Consider the following 19,598-nt stretch of genomic DNA (forward strand, 5'->3'; position numbering starts at 1 on the left):
GGTTGCGTCCGCGACCGGCGGCGCAGTCGCGATTCCAGGCAGCGGTCGGCACGTCGAGCATGACGGAGGCACGCCACGACACTCGCACGGCATCTACGCGAATACATCGATCGGGTGCACGTCGACTTCGATGTCGTGCAGCACGCCGCGACGCGCTCCGCCTCGCGCACGGCCGAGGCCAGTCACGTGCCTGGCGGGAAGATCGCCAAGGCCGTCCTGCTGCGGGACACGGAGGGCTACACGCTGGCGGTGCTGCCCGCCTCGCATCATGTCGGCTTTCCGGGAATCACGGCGGTGCTGGGGTGCGATGCGCGCCTGGCGACGGAGCAGGAGATCGACCTGATCTTCGACGACTGCGCCCATGGTGCCGTGCCGGCGATCGGCGCTGCCTACGGGCTCGACGTGGTCGTGGACGAGCGCTTGCTCGATCTCGACGAGGTCTATTTCGAGGGTGGGGATCATACGACGCTCGTGCGCGTCAGCGCCGACGATTTCGGGAAGCTCATGGCGGGCGCCCGGCGGGCGCGCTTCGCCGAGCGCGGCTAGCAGGGGAGGAACCGATGCCGCTCGCATGCCAGACGCCTGAAGACCTGTTCAGGCTGATCCGCGATCAGAAAGTGCAGATCGTCGACCTGCGCTTCACCGACCTGCCCGGGACCTGGCAGCACTTCTCCGTGCCGCCGGATGCGATCGATGACAACGCGCTCGCCGAAGGGATCGGCTTCGACGGATCCTCGATCCGGGGATTCCAGAAGATCCAGGAGAGCGACATGGTGCTGATCCCGGATCCGACGAGCGCGTTCCTGGATCCGTTCACCGAGGCGACGACGCTGGTCCTGATCAGCAACGTGCGCGATCCCGTCACCGGCCAGCGCTACACGCGCGATCCGCGCTACGTTGCGGAGAAGGCGGAGGTCTACCTTAAGTCCACGGCCATCGGCGACATTTCCTATTTCGGTCCCGAGGCCGAATTCTTCGTCTTCAACGACATCCGCTACGGCCAGGGGATCAACCACGCCTTCTATTACGTCGATTCGGACGAGGGCAGCTGGAACACCGGGCGGGACGAGCATCCCAACCTCGGCCACAAGCCGCGCGCGAAGGAGGGCTATTTCCCCGTGCCGCCGGTCGACACGCTGCAGGACATGCGCAGCGAGATGATCCTCAAGCTGATGGAGATCGGCATCCGGATCGAGGCCCACCATCACGAGGTCGCGACCGCGGGTCAGAACGAGATCGACATGCGCTTCGACTCGCTCACGCGGATGGCCGACAAGCTCATGATCTACAAGTACGTCGTCAAGAACGTGGCCCACGGGCGCGGCATGACGGCGACGTTCATGCCCAAGCCGCTGTTCGGGGACAATGCGTCGGGCATGCATGTCCACCAGTCGATCTGGCGAGGCGAGCAGAACCTCTTCTACAGCGAAGACAGCTACGCCGGCCTCAGCGAGCTGGGCCGCATGTACATCGCCGGCATCCTGGCCCATGCCCCGGCCCTGCTGGCGCTGTGCGCGCCCACGACGAACTCCTATCGCCGCCTGGTGCCCGGCTACGAGGCGCCGATCAACCTGGTCTATTCGCAGCGCAACCGGTCGGCCGCGTGCCGCATCCCGATGTACTCGACGTCGCCCAAGGCCAAGCGCGTCGAGGTGCGCTTCCCCGATCCGTCCTGCAACGGCTACCTGGCGTTCGCCGCCATGCTCATGGCGGGCCTGGACGGGATCCAGCGACGGATGAGCCCCGGCGAGGCGATCGACAAGGATCTCTACGACCTGGAGCCGGAAGAGGCCAAGGCGGTGAAATCGACGCCGGGCTCGCTGGCCGAGGTGCTGAACGCGCTGGAGGCGGATCACGACTTCCTCCTGAAGGGCGACGTCTTCACGCGCGACGTGATCGAGACCTGGCTCGCCTACAAGCGCGAGAAGGAGGTGGACCCGGTGGCGATCCGGCCGCACCCGTACGAGTTCCACCTCTACTATGACGCTTGATCACGTCGGCGTGCGCGACAGCTGTCGCCAGCGGAAAGCCGCGTCGTGGCTGCACGGCCGCATGTGCCGTGCGATTACTTGTGGCCTCTGCACGAAATTGTGCAGGAGCGCTTTTGATCCAGAATGGGATGTTTCCATCTTTGCTATCGCTTCCTGCGCACCATGATACGGTGATGGGCAGCGGACGAGCAGTTTCGTTCCGCCCCGACAGGGAGGTTGCAAGCATGGTTGAGCAAAGCAAGAAAGCCTGGGAAAATCCGATAACGAAGGCGCATGTGATCGGTGCCGGCGTCGGCATCGTCGCCACGGCCATCTTCTGCTTCGGCTATCCCGGCTGGTTCATGTCGCGTAGCGCGGCAGAAGGCTATCGCACGGCTGCAGTCGACAACGTCCACGCGGAATATTGTCTGGCGTCGTACCTCAGTTCCGGCGTGACGGCCGCGGAAGCCACCGAGATCAGGCGCAAGGGTACCAGTGAGCAGGCCGAGATCCTCGTGAAAACGGGTCACGCACCGAACGAGGAGGCCGGCAGGGCGTGCGGAAGAGCGCTCGATAAGCTCAGCACCGACGCGCAGCTCGACGAAGCCATCAAGAAGGCCGTGGCCGCTGCCGCGGCTCAGGACGCGAAGATCGCTGCCGGCAAGGAAGGCGACACCAAGAGCAATTGACGGGGGACGCGTCGAGGGCTCCGGGGCTCGATGCTCCGGAGCCTTTTTCTTTGTGTCGGCGGCTCTATCCACGGCGGCTTCTTCACGGTCCGCATCAGCCAGCCCGGAAAACGACGCAATCGGGTGGAAAACCGTGGTGCCGCGAGCACTTTCGTCCTCCCAGACACGCTTCACGCCGATGCGACCGTCCAGCACCGCTTTCGAAATCCCGCGCCGCCTGCGCGCGCTGGTGCGCTCGCGCGAGACCAGCCTGGTCGTGCTCGCGGCGCTGATCGGCACCGCCGCCGGCCTCGTGGTGGTCTCCATGAGCGTCGGCGTCGACTTCCTGCATCGCACGTTCTTCGAGCTGTCGCCTGGCGAGCGGCTGTCGGCGCACCGGATGCTCGACCCGGTGCGGGCGCTGGCGGTGCCGGTGGCCGGGGGGCTGGCGTTCGGCCTGGCCATGGCGCTTCTGGCACGCTGGCGCGCCGGCCGCGAGGTCGACCCGATTGAGGCCAACGCCCTGCATGGCGGGCGCATGTCGGCCAGCGGCAGCCTGTCGGTCGCGGGGCAGACCCTGTGGTCGAGCGGCGTGGGCGCATCGGTCGGCCTCGAGGCCGGCTACACCCAGCTCGCAAGCGGCATCGCCTCGTGGGTCGGGCGCGCCTTCCGCCTGCGCCGCGGCGATCTGCGGATCCTGGTTGGCTGCGGCGCCGCCGGCGCCATCGCCGGCGCCTTCGGCGCGCCGCTGGCCGGCGCGTTCTATGCCTTCGAGCTGATCATCGGCAGCTACTCGGTGGCGAGCCTGGCGCCGGTGGGGCTGGCGGCCCTGCTGGGGCATGTCGTGGCCAGCGCCTTCGCGCCCACGTCGCTGGGCATCATCGCGGCGTCGGCCTCGGCCATCACCGGCCGCGACCTCGCGATCGCCGGCGTGCTGGGACTGCTGGCGGCGGGATTCGGGATCGCGCTGATGCGCGGCGTCGCGCTCTGCGAGGCGCTGTTCGTGCGTGCCAAGGTGCCGGCCATGCTGCGCCCGGCGCTGGGCGGCCTCGCGGTCGGGGCGCTGGCGCTGCTGTCGCCGCAGGTGATGTCGTCCGGCCACGGCGCGCTGCACCTGGCAGGCGTGCTCGACCGGTCGCTGTGGGCCATCGCGCTGGTGTTCGTGCTCAAGACGCTGGCGTCGATGATCTCGCTGGGCGCCGGCTTCCGCGGCGGCCTGTTCTTCGCCTCGCTGCTGCTGGGCGCGCTGGGCGGGCAGCTGTTCGCGTCCGGCCTGGGGGCGCTGTGGCCGGCGCTGGGGCTCGATACCAACACCTATGCCATCATCGGCATGGGGGCCTTGTCGGTCAGCGTGATCGGCGGGCCGCTCACCATGACCTTCATCGCGCTGGAGACGACGGGCAATTTCTGGCTGACGACGGCGGTGCTGGTGGCCGTGATCATCGCCACCCAGGTGACGCGCGAGACCTTCGGCTACTCGTTCGCGACCTGGCGCTTCCACCTGCGCGGCGAGACGATCCGCAGCGCCGCCGATGTCGGCTGGATCCGCGACCTCACCGTGGGACGCATGATGCGCTCGGACGTGAAGACCGTGCCGGCGGACATGGCGCTGCCGGCATTTCGCGAGGCGTTCCCGCTGGGCGCGGCGACCCAGGTCGTGGCGGTCGACGCCGAGGGCCACTACGCCGGGCTGGTGCTGGTGTCCGAGGCGCATGCGCCGGAGCATGCCGAGGCGGCCACGATCGGCGAGATCCTGCGCCACGGCGACGATGTGCTGATGCCGTACATGACCATCAAGGAAGCGGTCGAGATGTTCGACCGGACCGAAGCCGAGGCGCTGGCGGTCGTCAGCCGGCCAGGGGAACGCCAGGTGGTGGGCCTGCTGAGCGAGGCGCACGCGCTGCGCCGCTACGCCGAGGCGCTGGAGCTGCGGCGGCGCGACGTGCTGGGTCAGGAGTGACCGGCTGCCGCGGCAGCCGCCTTGTCGACAGCTTCGATCTCAACGGCAGCCACTGTTGCCGCCGCCCGCCGCGGCCGGCGGCGCCATCCATTCGCACGGGATCGTGAGCTTTCGTGGACCGGCCGACCACCGATTCCTGCCGGGGGGAATCGGCGCGTTGTCCCCCAATTGTACGATGCGAAAGGCCGGTGCCTCCCACACGCTGCGCGGGTGAGCCACGCGCCGACACGGGCGACAGGGGGGGACAGATGGCTACCGTGACGGTCTACTTCGCGACGAATCGCAAGCCCACGGTCGACGGCAGCAACCGCATCGTCGACTTCGGGTCCGAGCTGGGCCCGATCGACGGCACGGCCGTGCGCTTCGGGAAGATCGACGTCGACGTGGTCCGCGGCGAGGCCACGGCTCGCCGGGACACGCTGCAGGTGGCGCCCGAGAACCTCTATCCGCCGGGCAACCAGGCGCCGCAGCACGGCAGCAACGCGGTCTTCGACGAGATCCGGACGATCATGCTCGAGCATGAGCGGCCGACGCTGGTCGTCGTCCACGGCTTCAGCAACGCGTTCTTCGACACCGTGGAGCGGGCCGGGCTGATCCTCGACTTCTATGGCATCGACGCCAACGTGTTCAGCTTCTCCTGGCCGTCGCGGGGATCGCCCAGCGGCATTCCGCTGCCCTATGCCGACTATGCGCATGACCGCGAGATGGCGCGTCGCTCCGGCGTGGCGATGGCACGCACGCTGCGCATCCTCTATCGCTACATGGACCGGATCATGAAGGAGGAGCAATGCCGGCAGCCCATCCACCTGATCTGCCACTCCATGGGCGTCTACGCCTTCCGTCACGCGGTGCAGGCGCTGATGAGGATGCCGCTGGATGACAGCCCCCTGGACGGGCCGGATGACCAGGGCCGCCTGCTGATCTCGGTGCCGACCGACGGCAAGCCCGATCCCAACAACCTGCGCCAGACGTTCGAGCAGGTCATCCTGGCCGCGGCCGACGAGGATGACGACGCATTCGACGACGCGGCCGAGCTCAAGTACCTGCCGCGCCTCGGCGCCGCCGTGACGGTGTATCACACGCGCAGGGACTGGATCCTGTCCACGCTCAGCAACGTCACCAAGTTCAATGGTCCGCGCCTGGGCACGAACGGACCCGACAACATGAGCGGCATCAGCGACAAGATCGTCGCCGTCGATGTCAGCAACGTCCTGGATGTGACGGAAGATTTCCAGAACCACCAGTACTACCGCACGTTCCCGGCCGTGCGCGACGACATCGTGTCGGTGCTCGAAGGCCAGCGCCCTGATCAGATCAGGAACCGGACCACGCTCGGTTCCCGGCGCTACCTGCTGACGCCGCCCCGCCGTCGCGCGCGCTCGTGAAGGGGGATGCGATGGCCGAAGCTGCCTTCTGACCAACCGGAACGACCTGGGGACCGGGCTTGGCACCCGGTTCGGTCCCCTGACGAGCGCTCGGACGACGGTTGGTCCCGGTTCCCTTCCATCGGGACGTCCCCTAGAGTACGCGAGACACCTGGGACGAAAGGGTGGAAGCGATGGCCCAGATCGTGTTCGCGGCCGGGGCGCCACATGCGCCGGGCCTGATCGGGCTGCTGGCAGCGGCACCTTCCGAGGTCAGGGATGTCGTGGCCAGCACCTATGGCAGCCTTGCCGAGGCGATCGCAGGCGCCCGCGCCGACGTGCTGATCGTGTTCGCCAACGATCACCTCACCAACAGCCGCGTGCGGGCCTATCCCGACTTCCTGATCGGCATGGCCGCCGAGCATCGCGGTCCGCACGAATGGTTCAAGCCGTGGATCGGCTGCGATGACTACAGGGTGAAGGGCGCGCCGCAGGTTGCGGAGGCGCTGCTCGACGGCATGACCCGGCGGGGCATCCGCATGTTCGCGGAAAGCGGCAACCTGAAGTTCGATGACAACATCTCGGTGCCGGTGCACCTTGCCAAGCTCCAGGATGCCGGCGTCCCGATGGTGCCGGTGCTGCAGAACTGCACCGTGCCGCCGATCCCCGATCAGCATCGCTGCTATGCCGTCGGCCGGGCGCTGGGCGCGCTCATCCGCGACGACCTTCCCGCCGGCATGCGGGTGGCGCTGCTGGGCTCCGGCGGCCTCAGCCATGAGCCGGGCGGCGCGCGCTACTACTTCATCGACGAGGCGTTCGACCGCTGGTTCCTCGACCTGGTCGCATCAGGCGATCACGACCGGCTGCTGCGCGAGCTGACCCTGGAGAAGATGGAGGCGGCAGGCTCGGGCGGCACGGCCGAGCTGCTGGCCTGGGTCGTCGTGCTGGGCGCGATCGGTCCGCGGCCGGGACGCAGCTTCGGCTACGCCGCGCACAAAGACTTCAAGTGCGGCGTCGGCGCCGTGCTGTGGGACATGGATGCCAACAGGCGGTCCGGAGGATCTCCCGGTTCGCCCGGGATGACGGCCTGACCGGACCACCGCGCAGGAGGCCATCGCCATGGGGCTCGAGAAGTTCAATCCGTCGCTGGCCACCCACGACCTGATCCAGGACCTGAAATGGACGCCGGCGTTGCGCGATGCGTTCGCCGCCAGCGAGGCTTCCGTGCTCGACCGCTATGCGCTGCGCCCCGACGAGCGGCGCGCCATCGAGGCCCGCGACTTCCGTGCGCTCTACGACATGGGCCTGCACCCCTATCTCGGCGGCCAGCTGGCGCGGCTGATCTTCGGCAACGAGGCGGGAAAGGGCGCCACCGTCGCGGTCAACAAGCTCGTCGAATCCCTGCAGGGCAAGGGCGCGGTCGGATGAGCAGGTTGCCTCGCCGTTCGCGCGACCGGCATGGTCGCCTGCATACGGCATCGCGCTAGCACCGGCCATCGGTAGAAGGTGGGTCGTGACCGTCATCCCGAGCGCAGCGAGGGATCTCCTGCGAGTGGCGCACCGTGCGTCCCGCGCAGGAGATCCCTCGCTGCGCTCGGGATGACAGATGTGTCAGCGACCGGCGCTTCCGGACACTGGATCGGTGTCGCCGTGGTTGCGATGGCGACGCTTGCGCGCAAGCGCACGGGCTCGCCGGCGATGTCGCCGGCTTCCGCGTTCGTCATCGGTGCCGTGGTGCAGATCATCGTCGTCGCTATCGTGGTGCTCTTCCGGCGGACGCCGCCGCTCACGCCGACAGTCCCGCCCGCTTGAGGCCCTCCTTGAGCGTCGCGAGGTCTTCCGGCCGGTGCAGACGAAACCAGTCCTTGAGATTGGAGACGCGCAGCTCGGGATCGAGCTGGCGGAAATGGCGCATGGCGCGCTGTGCCTCGTCCATGCGGCCGGCAAGGGCATGGCTGGCGGCGGCGACGCCGACGACCAGCAGGAATGTCGGCAGCTCCCTGAACGCCTTCTCCGCCCATGACGAGGCGGCGTCGAAGCGGCCCGCGAACAGATGGGCCAGGGCGATGCCGGTCTGGATGCGGACCATCTCGGGATCCAGGGGGCTCAAGCGCATGGCATGCGTGAAGCGCTCGATGGCGTCGTCATGATCGCCGCGGGCAATTCGCTGGAAGCCGCCGAGATACCATGCCGCCAGCAGGTTGGGATCGAGCACCAGCGCCCTGTCGAGCAAGGCGATGGACCTGCTGAGGTCGCCGCCGAAATGGCCGAGCGCATGGCCGCCGCGTGTCAGCGCGACGGCGTCGTCCTTGCCCAGTTCCACCGCCTGGCGGGCCAATCGCGCCCCTTCCGCCGACTCCTGCGGCCGATCGGTCATCCAGCCGTTGATCTTGCGCCAGAAGTGGCACCACGCCGCCATGCCGTAGGCCGAGGCGAAATCCGCATCGAGCTGGATCGCTCTATGGAACAGGGGCAGGGCGGCATCGATCGCCTCGCGGGTGCCGCGATGGAAGCTCGCCATGCCGCGGAGATAGAAGTCATAGGCGTCGAGGCTCTCGGTCGGCTTGCGCTGGGCGCGTTCGATCTCGGCGCGCTCGAGCTGCGGTGCGATGGCGCCGACGACGCTGGTCGCCATCTGGTCCTGCAGCTCGAAGATGTCGTCGAGGGTGCCTTCGGACCGCTCCGCCCAGATATGCGCCCCGGTTGCCGCATCGACGAGCTGCCCCGTGATGCGCACGCGGTTGTCGGCCTTGCGCATGCTGCCTTCGAGCACGTAGCGCACGCCGAGCTCGCGGCCCACCTGCTTCACGTCGACGGCCCGGCCCTTGTACGTGAAGCTCGAATTGCGCGCGATGACGAGCAGCCACCGCATGCGCGACAAGGCCGAGATGATGTCCTCGACCACGCCGTCGATGAAGTAGTCCTGCCCGGGATCCCCGCTCAGGTTGAGGAACGGCAGGACGGCGAGGGAAGGCTTGTCGGCGAGCGCCGGCGCCAGGGGAGGAGGATCAGGCACCCTGACGCCTGCGGCTCTTGCGGCTATGGCGCCGACCGACGGCCGCCCCTCCTTGACGTCACCGACGAACCGGAAGCCCTTGCGCGCGATCGTCCGGATCAGCCGCTGGCTTTGGCCGCTGTCGCCGACGGCCTTGCGGGCGGCATTGATATGGCTGGTCAGTGTCGATTCAGAGACGATCCGCCCGTCCCATACCACGTTCAGCAGCTCGTCCTTGCTGACGACATGCTCGCGGTTCTGCACCAGGTAGAGCAGCAGGTCGAAGACCTGCGGACTGACCGGCACGGCGTCGACGCCGCGGGTGAGCTCCCGCCGCTTCGGGTCGAGAACATAGTCCTCGAAGGCGTATCGCACGTCGGCCCCCCTCGATCGCGCACAAGCATGAGCATGGCTGAGCAGGCAAATCCGTCTGCCGGCCGGGAGCTTGATAGCACAGCAAAATCCCTGCCGGGGCTGGCGGATCGAAGCATCGCTGGCAGGATGGGCAGATCTTCGGACGCGAAATTCGATCGCAGCCCAGGACCGCCCCATTTGACGTATGTCAGCTGCCTTATTAAAATGACACACGTGGAAAAGACGCAAATATATCTGCGCAAGGAAGAACTTGAGGCGTTGCGCGAGGTTGCAGCGCGGTCCGGGCGCAGCGTCGCTGCAGTCGTTCGCGACGCAATCCGCAAGGTCGTGCTGGCGCCGCAAGCCTCTGGACCGGTCGCCATTTGGGACGGTGAGCCGAAGCGCCCGTCCGTCGATCACGATAGCATTTACGACACACCCTGATGCGGCAAGGGGAAGCCGTTTTTGTCGATAGCGGCGCCTGGATCGCTCTTGCCTTGTCGCGGGATTCACTTCACGTGCGGGCGCGCGAGCAGTGGGACTTGCTGCAGGGCACCGGCGCGAAGCTGCATACCTCGATTCCCGTTGTCATCGAGACCTTCACGTTCATTGAGCGCAATGCCAACCGGGACGTGGCCCTAGCGTGGAAGGAGGCCATCTACAAGCCGGGGACTGTCAAAATCATTCCTTGCGACCTGCGCGACCTGGAGCAGTCGTGGGACTATTTCAGACGTGCTGACCTTCACAAATTGTCGGCAGTCGATGCAACCAGCTTTGCGATCATGAAGCGCGCGCGCATTCGACTGGCGTATGCGTTCGATCATCATTTCGCCATCGCTGGATTCAAGCTGGTGGCTTAGCACCAGGTACCGGCGGAAGGTGAGTTGCGCCCGGGGTGACGATCGCAACTTCTGTCGACAATCGGACGAGGGAAAGCGAGCGTGTGTGTCCACCCCGTTCACCCCCGCAGCTTGAACCGCTGGATCTTGCCCGTCGCCGTCTTGGGCAGCTCGCTCACATACTCCACCCAGCGCGGATACTTGTACGGCGCCAGCGACTGCTTGCAGCGCGCCATCAGCGCGTCGGTCAGCGTGGCGCCGCCGTCCTGGCCGGGCTTGAGCACGATGAAGGCCTGCGGCTTCACCAGGCCGTCGGCATCGGCGCGGCCAACCACGGCGCTTTCCAGGACCGCCGGGTGGCCGATCAGGCAGCCCTCGATCTCGACCGGCGAGCACCAGATGCCGCCGACCTTCAGCATGTCGTCGCTGCGGCCTTCGTAGATGAAGTAGCCATCCGCGTCCTGGCGGTAGGTGTCGCCGGTGTCGAGCCAGCCGCCGACCATGGTCTGGGCGGTCTTCTCGGGCTTGTTCCAGTAGTAGGCGGCCGCCGATTCGCCCTTCATCCACAGCCGGCCGCTGTCGCCGGGCTGCACCCTGTTGCCGTCGGGATCGCGGATCTCGGCGGTGTAGCCGGGCACGGCGCGGCCCGAGGTGCCGGGGCGGTAATCGTCCAGGCGGTTGCCGAGGAAGATGTGCAGCATCTCGGTCGAGCCGATGCCGTCGAGGATGATGGTGCCGGTCTTCTCCTGCCAGCGGCGGAAGATGTCGGCGGGCAGGGCCTCGCCGGCCGAGACGCAGGCGCGGACCGAGCCGAAGCCAACCTGGCGCGCCTCCAGCGCCGCGAGCTGCGCGGCATAGAGCGTGGGGACGCCGAAATAGAGGGTAGGGCGGAACGTCTCGACGTTGTCGAAGGTCGAGGCGGGCGTCGGGCGCGCCGGATCGAGCACCGCCGTGCCGCCCGCCCAGAGCGGGAAGGTCATGGCATTGCCCAGGCCATAGGCGAAGAACAGCTTGGCGGCCGAATAGCAGATGTCGGTCTCGGTGACGCCGAGCGTGCGAACGCCGTAGAACTCGCTGGCCACCACCATGTCGCGCTGGCGGTGCACCGCGCCCTTGGGCCGGCCGGTCGAGCCGGAAGAGTAGAGCCAGAAGCAGTCGTCGGTGGGCGCGGCAAGGTGGGGTTCAAGCGTCGGTCCGGCAGCGTCGGCGCCGATGCTGGCATCGTCGGTGACTTTCAGCGCTGGCGGCGCCTTGCTGCCGAGCTGGGCCAGGGCGGGCTCGACCTCGGCCGCGTATTCGGGCGACCACGCCAGCAGGCCGCAGCCGGAATCGTCGATCATGTAGGCGTAGTCGGCGGCGCGCAGCAGGGTGTTGACCGGCACCGGCACGATGCCGGCCTTGATGGCGCCCCAGAACAGATAGAAGAACGCCGGGCAGTCCTTGACGATCATCAGCATGCGGTCGCCCGGGCGCAGGCCGCGCGCCTGCAGGGCGCGGCCGGTGGCGTCGACGCGCCGCGCCAGCGCGGCGTAGCTCACCGTCTCGCTGGCGGTGCGGATCGCCGCCTTGGCGCCGCGGCCCTCGGCCAGGTGCCGGTCGATGAACGGCACGGCGACGTTGAACCGCGGCGGGATCGTGATCCCGCCGTCGTCGCCGATCGCCACATTGCCCACCATTCGCCCTGCCATGACGCCGCCTCCGATTGCTCTGTTGGTCGATTGGTTAAGTCTTCGGCGCTCTGACGGCAAGAACCCTCTGCGCTCGCGTCAGGGGCGGGAGAGGGTATGATCGCGCAGCACCGTACCTTACCGACGCTGGAGCCCGCCATGGCCGCCGATCCGCACAACCTGCAGCGCTTCGTCGAGGCCCAGGATCCTGTTGTCGAGCGTGTGCTGGCGGAGCTGCGCGCCGGCAGCAAGCGCAGCCACTGGATGTGGTTCATCTTCCCGCAGGTGAAGGGGCTGGGGCGCAGCGGCACGGCCTGGGACTTCGCGATCGGCTCGCGCCGGGAGGCCGAGGCCTATCTGGCGCATCCTGTGCTGGGGCCGCGGCTGCGCCAGTGCAGCCGGCTGCTGGCCGATGTGCAGGGTCGGACGGCGCATCAGATCCTCGGCACGCCGGATGACCTGAAATGCCAGTCGTCGATGACCCTGTTCGCCGCCGTGGCGGCAGACAACGCTGTCTTCGAGGAGGTCCTGCAGAAATACTTCGCCGGCGAGCGCTGCGAATACACCCTGGATTTCCTCACCCGATACTGATTCCGCATTGAGGATGCCGCCTCCCCAACGAAGTCGGGGAGGCGCCTCGAACGCATCAATTGAACCGCACGTACTGGAAGTCGGCGGGCTGGTTGTTGATGCCGCGCGCCGGCGGTGCGATCCAGTGGGCGTACTTGCCGGGCTCGATCACGGCGGCGCCCATCAGCGAGCGCACATAGGCGCGGTCCTCGTCCGTCGGCAGCCACATGCCGGCATTGGCGGCCCAGTCGGCCTCGGACACGACCTTGCCCTCCGGCGAGACGCGCGCATCGGCGAAGGCGCCGATGCGGCGGTTGAAGGCGCGGTGCGGCAGCTTCAGCTCGAAGGGGATGCCGGCGCGCTCGATGACCTTGTTCCAGCGCAGCACGCCGCGGGCGCAGTCGTCGATATAGTCCTGGCGCAGCCGCTCGTTGAGCGCCGACAGCGCCGGCACGGCGCGGCTGACCAGGGCGCCGTCCTGCAGGCCCAGGATGTCGTAGGTGGCGTCGGTGAGCTTGTGGTCGTCGGCGATCTTGGTCTCGAGGAAGCGGCCCTTCACGCCTGCCGTGTAGTAGTTGGCGGCGTTGGTCGAGGCCTCCTGGCCGAACAGGTCCAGCGACACGCTGAAATGGAAGTTCAGGTACTTCTGCAACGTGGCCAGGTCGATGGCGCCCAGCGCGCGCACGTCGTCGGTCTTGTGCTCGCGCATCAGCTCGCAGGTGCGCTGCACGATGCGGCCGACACCGGTCTCGCCCACGAACATGTGGTGCGCTTCCTCGGTCAGCATGAAGCGGCAGGTGCGCGACAGCGGATCGAAGCCTGATTCAGCCAGCGAGGCGAGCTGGTACTTGCCGTCGCGGTCGGTGAAGTAGGTGAACATGAAGAACGACAGCCAGTCAGGCGTCTGCTCGTTGAAGGCGCCCAGGATGCGCGGCTTGTCGGGATCGCCGGAGTGGCGCTCCAGCATGGCCTCGGCCTCCTCGCGCCCGTCACGCCCGAAATAGGCATGCAGCAGGTAGACCATGGCCCACAGGTGCCGGCCTTCCTCGACGTTGATCTGGAACAGGTTGCGCAGGTCGTAGAGCGAGGGGGCGGTGCGGCCCAGCAGCCGCTGCTGCTCGACCGAGGCGGGCTCGGTGTCGCCCTGGGTCACGATCAGCCGGCGCAGGGTGGAGCGGTGCTCGCCGGGCACCTCCTGCCAGGCGGCCGCGCCCTTGTTGTCGCCGAACGGGATCACGCGGTCGGCCTCGCGGTCGGCGAGGAAGATGCCCCAGCGGTACTCGGGCATCTTCACGTAGCCGAAATTGGCCCAGCCGTTGGCGTCGGTAGAGATCGCGGTGCGCAGGTAGACGTCATAGGCGGACGTGCCCTCGGGGCCGAGATCCTTCCACCAGTCGAGGAAGCGCGGCTGCCACGCCTCCAGCGCCCGCTGCAGCCGGCGATCGCTCGACAGCTCGACGTTGTTGGGGATCCGTTCGCTGTAATCGATGGCCATCATCAGCCTCCTGTCGTGCGTCGATCGCGTAAGAGAAGAGAAGAGAAGATTCACCACAGAGACACAGAGAACACAGAGGAACACAGAGAAGAAATGAGATTACGCGCCGGCGGTGCGCCAAAGATATGAGAGATGATTGCGCGCCGTTGGCGCGCGCACGGTGTTCTCTGTGTCCCTCTGTGTTCTCTGTGTCTCTGTGGTGAATCTTCTCTTTTCTTCTCTTTTCTTTTCTTTTCTTTTCTTCTCTTCACGTGCCTCAAACCCGGCCCTTGTCGTACTGCGCCTTGCGGCCCGAGCCGTAGAGCTGCAGCGCGCCCTCGGGGCCGACGGCGTTGGGGCGCTGGAAGATCCAGTTCTGCCATGCCGTCAGCCGCGCGAAGATCTTGGTCTCCATGGTCTCGGGGCCGGCGAAGCGCAGGTTCGCCTCCATGCCCGTGAGCCCGTCGGGCGAGAAGCTGGCGCGCTCCTCGATCGCCAGCCGCACCTCGTCCTCCCAGTCGATGTCGTCGGGCGTGAAGGTGACCAGCCCGAGCCGGTCGGCGGCGGCGGCGTCGAGGTCGCGGCCGGTCTCGCCCTTCAGGGCCTCGACGGTGTCGGGCTCGGCGAGGAAGCGGCTCTGCAGGCGGCTGAGCCCGTTGCCCATGGGCAGCGGCCCGAAGTTCATGCCGGTCAGCCGCACCGTCGCCTCGGCCAGGTTGCTGCCCTCCAGCGTGCCGTCGAGCATGAAGGCGCGGTCGGCGGCCAGCACCAGCTCGAACAGCGTGCCGGTGAAGCAGCTGCCCTGCTCGACCAGGGTGATCAGGCTGCGCGAGCTGACATCGACGCGCTTGAGCGTGCGCTTCCAGTAGAGCGTGATCTCGCGCACCAGCCAGTGGTCGGCATGGGCCAGCAGCAGCGCGTCATAGGCCGCGACCAGGTCGGCGTCGCCTGTGGTGTGGAACACCCAGGTGCCGATCTCGCCCTCGTTCAGGCGCAGATGCAGGATGGCGTCGTCGAGCGCGCGGCACAGCGCCAGGGCCCAGAACGCATCGCCCTGCGCCTGGATGGCGGCGGCATCGGCCGGCGGCGGCGCGTCGGGACCCTGGATGCGGAAATGCGCAGCGCGCAGCGCGCGGTCGATCTCGATCACCAGGTGCGGGTAGACGATGCGGTCGGCCTCGACGGTGCGCTGAAGCGGCGTCAGCGCGATGCCCTTGGCGCCGGCGCCGCAGCCGCCCTTGGCCGCGAGCTTCAGCGCCCGGTTCCGCACCGCCTCGTCGAGCTTGCTGCGCGGCACCACCTCGTCGACCAGGCGCCAGTCGACGGCACGCTTGCCGCGCACGCCTTCGCTGACGGTGCAGAAGAAGTCGGCGCGGTCGCGGCGCACCTTGCGCTTGTCGACCAGGCGGGTGAGGCCGCCGGTGCCCGGCAGCACCGCCAGCAGCGGCAGCTCGGGCAGGGACACCGCCGAGCTGCCGTCGTCGGCCAGCACGATCTGATCGCAAGCCAGCGCCAGCTCGTAGCCGCCGCCGGCGGCGGTGCCGTTGATGGCGCAGACATAGCCCTGGCCCGAGAATTCGGTGGCATCCTCGATGCTGTTGCGCGTCTCGTTGGTGAACTTGCAGAAGTTCACCTTGTGGGCGTGCGAGGACACGCCCAGCATGTTGATGTTGGCGCCGGAGCAGAAGACGCGGTCCTTGGCCGAGGTCACGACCACGGCGCCGACCTCGGGGTGCTCGAAGCGCAGGCGCTGGACGGCATCGTAGAGCTCGATGTCGACGCCCAGATCGTAGGAGTTCAGCTTCAGCCGATAGCCCGGCTTCAGCGTCGCGTCCTCGCGCACATCCATCGCCAGCGTCGCCACCGGCCCGTCGACCGTGAGCGTCCAGTGATTGTAGCGCTCGGGCGCGGTGCGGAAATCAACCGCCGGCTCCGATCCGTTCGCCGCCATGGGTCCGCCCTCCTGGCTCAATTTCGTAATTCGGTACTCAAATACGTATTTACTTCTACGCCCGACTCGCCCACCCTGTCAACCCGGTATGACGGGTGTCGGAGCGGCAATGGCGCGGGCTGTGGCCAAGCAGGAGAAGAGCGGGCAGATGCCGGCTTCGGTGCGCGTGCGCGCGGCCGAAGCGGCGGACCTGCCGGCGATCGTGGCGCTGGACCAGCGGATCACGGGCGTGGCCAAGGCCGGCTACTGGCAATGGGCGTTGGAGCACTACGCCGCCGGGCCGCCGGAACGCACCTTCCTGATCGCCGAGAGCGCCGACGGGGCGCTGGCCGGCTTCATCATCGGCGAGGTGCGCGCCTGGGAGTTCGGCGCGCCGCCGGCGGGCTGGGTCTTCGCCGTGCAGGTCGACCAGACACGGCGGCTGGGCGGGGTGGGCACGCAGCTGTTCGACACGCTCTGTGCCCGGTTCCGCGCCGCCGGCGTCGACCGCGTGCGCACCCTGGTCGATCGCCGCGACCATCTGATCCTGTCGTTCTTCCGCAGCCAGGGCATGACCGCCGGCCCGTCGCTGCAGCTCGACCTGGAGCTTCTCCCTCCCCCAACTTCGTTGGGGGAGGTGGCCGAAGGCCGGAGGGGGAGCGCTCGTGGTGTCGACGACCAAGACCACGTCGGCTCCCCTCCGCCCACCGACGTTTCGACGCTTCGCGTCGAAACATCGTATCGGGGCACCTCCCCAACTGCGTTGGGGAGGAAGAAGTCGTGAAACTCCAGATGGGCACGCGGCTGGGGCTGTATGCGGCGCTGGAGCTGGCGCGCGATCCGGCGCGGCGGCTGTCGGCGGCCGACCTGGCGCGCCAGTTCGGGGTGTCGACGCATCATCTCGCCAAGGTGCTGCGCGATCTGGCGCGCGCCGGCCTGGCCGAGGCCGAGCGCGGCGCCGCCGGCGGCTACCGCTTCACCGGCAATGCCAAGCGCACGACATTGATGGACATCGTGGCGCTGTTCGAGACCGAGCCCGGCAACCGCGCCGCCGAGCCGGGTGACGACACCGATATCGGCCAGGCCCTGGGCCGCGTGCTCGGCGAGATCGACGAGATCGCCGAGGCCACCCTGCGCTCGATCAGCCTCGAGACGCTGCTGCGCCAGATGGCGCGCCGCGTTGCACACCGGTCGATGCCGCTGTCATCTTTGTCATAGTGGAATGAGGAGTATTTAGACCAAGACTGGCGTATTTTTAGGTCGATGATCCGGCGCTTTCCGAAAGAGTGCCAATTTTATCCGTACAATTCAGGACATCAGTTGAACGCACGGGGGCGGCACAATCCTTTTGGCTCTGCGCATTTGACATCCAGAATGTAGTAGCGGCAAGGATATGGCGCGTGCTCCGTGGTTTGTGCCTGGTATTGCTGACGAACCACGTTGCCGTCGATGATCAGCCGACCAGCGTTGAGCGTGAACCGGCCGTTGTCTATAACGATCTGATCTACGACAGCGATATCATTGAATAGGGTCAAACGACGCATAGGGACGTCGAGATGATATCCATACGCCCCTCGGGGCACCAAATTCCTTCGTATTTCGCCAATGGCTTTAGGTAGAAGATGCCCTGCAGGGTTTGGGCCACGGCTGGAGCTGAAGAAAGCCCCAGTAGGATTGCAAAACTCAATCGTCCGATCATCACTTCACAGGGTCAGCGATTACCCTTGCCGGCATGGTCGCTGCCGACAGCTTCATCCTGTAGGATGCCTCTAAGGCTAAGCTGCTCCAGTGGCTCGAACGGGTCTACTGCCTTCCGATAGGCCCTTCCCATCAACTTCGGAGCCGCAGGATGGTCCGTTGCATGGATCATATAGTACATGATGCTCCCACGGTGACGGCGGTTCCGTATCGGCCATGCAACTACAGAAGAATAGCCAAACTCCTTTCTGAACCTCTGACAAACCAAGCTGGCAATGTCAGGCGATGCCAAGTTTTTTAGTTCGTCCCAGTCGGAACGCCCCCACCATCTATCCAGGATGGCATTGTCACGGACGCCGCTGAAGGCCCGTTTGAGCCAGCCGATGGGCAAGAAGTAGAACAGCTCTATCTTGTGGCCGACTGACTTGAATCGCGCAATCGTCTTGATTGTCTTCCAATGGCACTCGAAGGTACGCTGGTCCAAGAGACAGAAGGCCGCCGTGCGGTCTTTGATTTGAGCCGCTTGAAGCGCTGCTCCAGCATTTGCATTAAAGTCACCCCCGATAATCTTGATTTCTCTTCTCGGTTCCTTCTTTGTAGCGTTGCGGGGCGGCTGAGCGTTGCGCAGCTCCTCGAGCATTCTGACTTTCGTGGGCGACAACTCGCAAAGCACTAACGTGCGCAGCCACCGCGGCTGCCGTTCCATGACGAGTTTGGCCGACCAAAGGTCAGAATCATTAACACGCTGCGGACCGGAGAAACCGTCGATGTAACTCCCATGTTTAGTAACAAGAATAAAATAGTAAAGATATCTATCGATAAGTTGCGACTTGTTCTTGGTCCATATCGGATAGCGGCTTACTCCAAATGAAAAAGGGGGAGCTATCTGAACTGGTAGATCCTGAAATAAGGGAGGTCCGCTCTCCGTTACTTTTGTTTTCATAGGCTACGTAGCAGGCAGTCCATCCCAGGTTCTTCCATCAAGAACGCGGCCAGATGCGTGCTTCCCTACTTTTGCGAGAATTTCCTCCTCACCATTATTACCAGAAAAGACAATTGTTTCAACACCTCGATGGTTCTTTTTTTCGATGGGCGCCCAGTGGCCCCATTGCTTGAAGTGAAACGGCGTTCCTTCTCTCTCGCACTGGTCACGAAGTGAACGAACCCATTGGGGGTTCATTGGGCGAGCTCGTGTGCCGCTCTCACCACCTGCGATGACCCAGTCGATCTTCGCAGTGCTGTCAAGCTGACATGGATTGAGCCACCGGCGCAGGTCCAGTTCTCCAAGCAAGGGCTCACAGGATAGAAATCGAACGCGTGCCGGTATTCGCATCAAAGCAGGGATACGGCGATCCGCCCATTTCTGATTTTCGGCCGTTGTTCCCAGCCAGACGTTTTCTGGCCAAGCGCTCCTCCAAGGCACCGAGACAGCGGCGCGTTCCGGTCTCTTGGTTAGAAGGAGCCAATCGAGGTGCTCCGTCCGCTCGATCAGCGACCACAGTTTGGCGCGCCACTCATTCAGGTCGTTTCGCGCTTCAAATACATCAGCCATCGAGGCACAGAAAACGCGCGGCCGGACTCCCTGTCGCTTAGCCGCTTCATTCCAATTTAACGGCTGGCGCCAGTGCGCTTCACTGAAGAAGCGTCGAGGTGACGCCTTGCCCCACAGATCCAGGGCGAGGCGGTGTGCCCACGCCTCAGCGTAGCAGTGCTTACATGCTGGTGACACACGAACGCACCCCCACCAGGGATTGAACGTATGGTGCGTCCATTCGATCTTAGAGTTCCTTGCCATGTAGGGTAGTGTACTTCAAATGTTCTCGTTTTGACAATGGACCGGATGGCCTGGGCGACTACCAGCACGTCGCGTCTCGCTCGATAGCAACGTGCCGGTGACGTCAGCGCATCGAAGCTTGCCGCGAGGGTGCGAAACTGCTCGCCGTCGTCGATCCTTACCTTGATGAGGAGACCAGAAAAGGCTCCCCTATCGTAGGTTTTGATAGCGGATTGTTCTCAGTACGTAGAAATATCTTGTTCTCTGAACAAGAATGGTGTATTGGAGGTGTTCTCGGCGAGGGAGTCCGGGGAGCAGGAGGCGTTATTCGAGTC

20 protein-coding genes are annotated in these 19,598 nt (G+C 66.0%); 14 read left to right on the forward strand and 6 right to left on the reverse strand.

Annotation, left to right across the window (positions count from 1 at the left end; translation table 11 throughout):
- The first annotated feature begins 114 nt into the window (after positions 1 to 114).
- The 8 genes from FHP25_RS07455 (at position 115) to FHP25_RS07490 (ending at position 7,774) form a co-directional block, all read left to right on the forward strand.
- A complete protein-coding gene (locus tag FHP25_RS07455) occupies positions 115 to 546 on the forward strand; it encodes an aminoacyl-tRNA deacylase (RefSeq protein WP_218578247.1) in 432 nt (143 codons plus the stop codon).
- Between the two features lie 14 nt (positions 547 to 560).
- On the forward strand, positions 561 to 1,991 hold the full coding sequence (gene glnA / locus FHP25_RS07460; RefSeq protein WP_147846291.1) for a type I glutamate--ammonia ligase: 1,431 nt from the start codon (positions 561 to 563) through the stop codon (positions 1,989 to 1,991).
- Between the two features lie 224 nt (positions 1,992 to 2,215).
- The gene (locus FHP25_RS07465; protein ID WP_147846292.1) at positions 2,216 to 2,659 is read left to right on the forward strand and encodes a hypothetical protein; all 444 of its coding nucleotides are present in this window, start codon (positions 2,216 to 2,218) and stop codon (positions 2,657 to 2,659) included.
- Positions 2,660 to 2,837: 178 nt separating this feature from the next.
- Positions 2,838 to 4,598, forward strand: a complete 1,761-nt coding sequence (locus tag FHP25_RS07470; RefSeq protein WP_147846293.1) for a chloride channel protein — start codon at positions 2,838 to 2,840, stop codon at positions 4,596 to 4,598.
- A gap of 248 nt (positions 4,599 to 4,846) precedes the next feature.
- Complete coding sequence (locus FHP25_RS07475) at positions 4,847 to 5,983, forward strand: alpha/beta fold hydrolase (protein ID WP_147846294.1); 1,137 nt, start codon at positions 4,847 to 4,849, stop codon at positions 5,981 to 5,983.
- A 173-nt stretch (positions 5,984 to 6,156) separates the two neighbouring features.
- Complete coding sequence (locus FHP25_RS07480) at positions 6,157 to 7,053, forward strand: DODA-type extradiol aromatic ring-opening family dioxygenase (RefSeq protein ID WP_147846295.1); 897 nt, start codon at positions 6,157 to 6,159, stop codon at positions 7,051 to 7,053.
- 28 nt (positions 7,054 to 7,081) lie between these two features.
- The gene (locus tag FHP25_RS07485) at positions 7,082 to 7,390 is read left to right on the forward strand and encodes an extradiol ring-cleavage dioxygenase (RefSeq protein WP_147846296.1); all 309 of its coding nucleotides are present in this window, start codon (positions 7,082 to 7,084) and stop codon (positions 7,388 to 7,390) included.
- 180 nt (positions 7,391 to 7,570) lie between these two features.
- Positions 7,571 to 7,774 carry a hypothetical protein gene (locus tag FHP25_RS07490; protein WP_178133361.1) on the forward strand — a complete coding sequence of 68 codons (204 nt, stop codon included), beginning with the start codon at positions 7,571 to 7,573 and terminating at the stop codon, positions 7,772 to 7,774.
- Here FHP25_RS07490 and FHP25_RS07495 read toward each other — a convergent pair.
- The gene (locus tag FHP25_RS07495) at positions 7,749 to 9,332 is read right to left on the reverse strand and encodes a winged helix-turn-helix domain-containing tetratricopeptide repeat protein (protein ID WP_147846298.1); all 1,584 of its coding nucleotides are present in this window, start codon (positions 9,330 to 9,332) and stop codon (positions 7,749 to 7,751) included. The two genes, FHP25_RS07490 and FHP25_RS07495, sit on opposite strands and share 26 nt — an antisense overlap.
- A 33-nt stretch (positions 9,333 to 9,365) precedes the next feature.
- Between FHP25_RS07495 and FHP25_RS07500 the strand changes: the two genes are divergently transcribed.
- Together FHP25_RS07500 and FHP25_RS07505 are read left to right on the forward strand one after the other, a co-directional pair.
- Positions 9,366 to 9,755: a ribbon-helix-helix domain-containing protein gene (locus FHP25_RS07500; RefSeq protein WP_178133362.1), complete on the forward strand. Its 390-nt coding sequence runs from the start codon at positions 9,366 to 9,368 to the stop codon at positions 9,753 to 9,755.
- Entirely contained in the window at positions 9,755 to 10,171 is a 417-nt protein-coding gene (locus tag FHP25_RS07505) for a type II toxin-antitoxin system VapC family toxin (protein ID WP_147846300.1), read from the forward strand. The genes FHP25_RS07500 and FHP25_RS07505 overlap by 1 nt, the downstream gene beginning before the upstream one ends.
- Positions 10,172 to 10,269: 98 nt before the next feature.
- Here the strand turns inward: FHP25_RS07505 and FHP25_RS07510 are convergent, their stop codons facing one another.
- The gene (locus FHP25_RS07510; protein ID WP_231712233.1) at positions 10,270 to 11,838 is read right to left on the reverse strand and encodes a benzoate-CoA ligase family protein; all 1,569 of its coding nucleotides are present in this window, start codon (positions 11,836 to 11,838) and stop codon (positions 10,270 to 10,272) included.
- A gap of 138 nt (positions 11,839 to 11,976) precedes the next feature.
- Here FHP25_RS07510 and FHP25_RS07515 point away from each other — a divergent pair, with 138 nt between their 5' ends.
- Positions 11,977 to 12,408: a DUF1810 domain-containing protein gene (locus FHP25_RS07515; RefSeq protein ID WP_147846301.1), complete on the forward strand. Its 432-nt coding sequence runs from the start codon at positions 11,977 to 11,979 to the stop codon at positions 12,406 to 12,408.
- 55 nt (positions 12,409 to 12,463) lie between these two features.
- On the opposite strand, the gene boxB is transcribed toward FHP25_RS07515, so the two are convergent.
- Both boxB and boxC read right to left on the reverse strand, forming a co-directional pair.
- The gene (gene boxB, locus FHP25_RS07520) at positions 12,464 to 13,882 is read right to left on the reverse strand and encodes a benzoyl-CoA 2,3-epoxidase subunit BoxB (protein WP_231712241.1); all 1,419 of its coding nucleotides are present in this window, start codon (positions 13,880 to 13,882) and stop codon (positions 12,464 to 12,466) included.
- A 256-nt stretch (positions 13,883 to 14,138) separates the two neighbouring features.
- Positions 14,139 to 15,812 carry a 2,3-epoxybenzoyl-CoA dihydrolase gene (gene boxC, locus FHP25_RS07525; RefSeq protein WP_147846303.1) on the reverse strand — a complete coding sequence of 558 codons (1,674 nt, stop codon included), beginning with the start codon at positions 15,810 to 15,812 and terminating at the stop codon, positions 14,139 to 14,141.
- Between the two features lie 109 nt (positions 15,813 to 15,921).
- Between boxC and FHP25_RS07530 the strand changes: the two genes are divergently transcribed.
- The 3 genes from FHP25_RS07530 (at position 15,922) to FHP25_RS42245 (ending at position 17,320) form a co-directional block, all read left to right on the forward strand.
- Positions 15,922 to 16,575 carry a GNAT family N-acetyltransferase gene (locus tag FHP25_RS07530; RefSeq protein WP_231712234.1) on the forward strand — a complete coding sequence of 218 codons (654 nt, stop codon included), beginning with the start codon at positions 15,922 to 15,924 and terminating at the stop codon, positions 16,573 to 16,575.
- Positions 16,572 to 17,009, forward strand: coding sequence for an Rrf2 family transcriptional regulator (locus FHP25_RS07535; RefSeq protein ID WP_178133363.1), 438 nt, complete (start codon positions 16,572 to 16,574; stop codon positions 17,007 to 17,009). The genes FHP25_RS07530 and FHP25_RS07535 overlap by 4 nt, the downstream gene beginning before the upstream one ends.
- Positions 17,010 to 17,191: 182 nt before the next feature.
- Complete coding sequence (locus FHP25_RS42245) at positions 17,192 to 17,320, forward strand: hypothetical protein (protein WP_269434384.1); 129 nt, start codon at positions 17,192 to 17,194, stop codon at positions 17,318 to 17,320.
- 182 nt (positions 17,321 to 17,502) lie between these two features.
- On the opposite strand, the gene tcmP is transcribed toward FHP25_RS42245, so the two are convergent.
- Together tcmP and FHP25_RS07550 are read right to left on the reverse strand one after the other, a co-directional pair.
- Positions 17,503 to 18,432 (reverse strand): three-Cys-motif partner protein TcmP, encoded by a 930-nt coding sequence (gene tcmP / locus FHP25_RS07545; RefSeq protein WP_147846305.1) that lies wholly within the window; start codon positions 18,430 to 18,432, stop codon positions 17,503 to 17,505.
- Between the two features lie 3 nt (positions 18,433 to 18,435).
- Entirely contained in the window at positions 18,436 to 19,284 is an 849-nt protein-coding gene (locus FHP25_RS07550; protein ID WP_147846306.1) for a DUF5131 family protein, read from the reverse strand.
- Positions 19,285 to 19,598: the final 314 nt, after the last annotated feature.

It is taken from the genome of Vineibacter terrae (assembly GCF_008039615.1).
In the GTDB taxonomy this organism is placed as follows: Bacteria; Pseudomonadota; Alphaproteobacteria; order Reyranellales; family Reyranellaceae; genus Vineibacter; species Vineibacter terrae.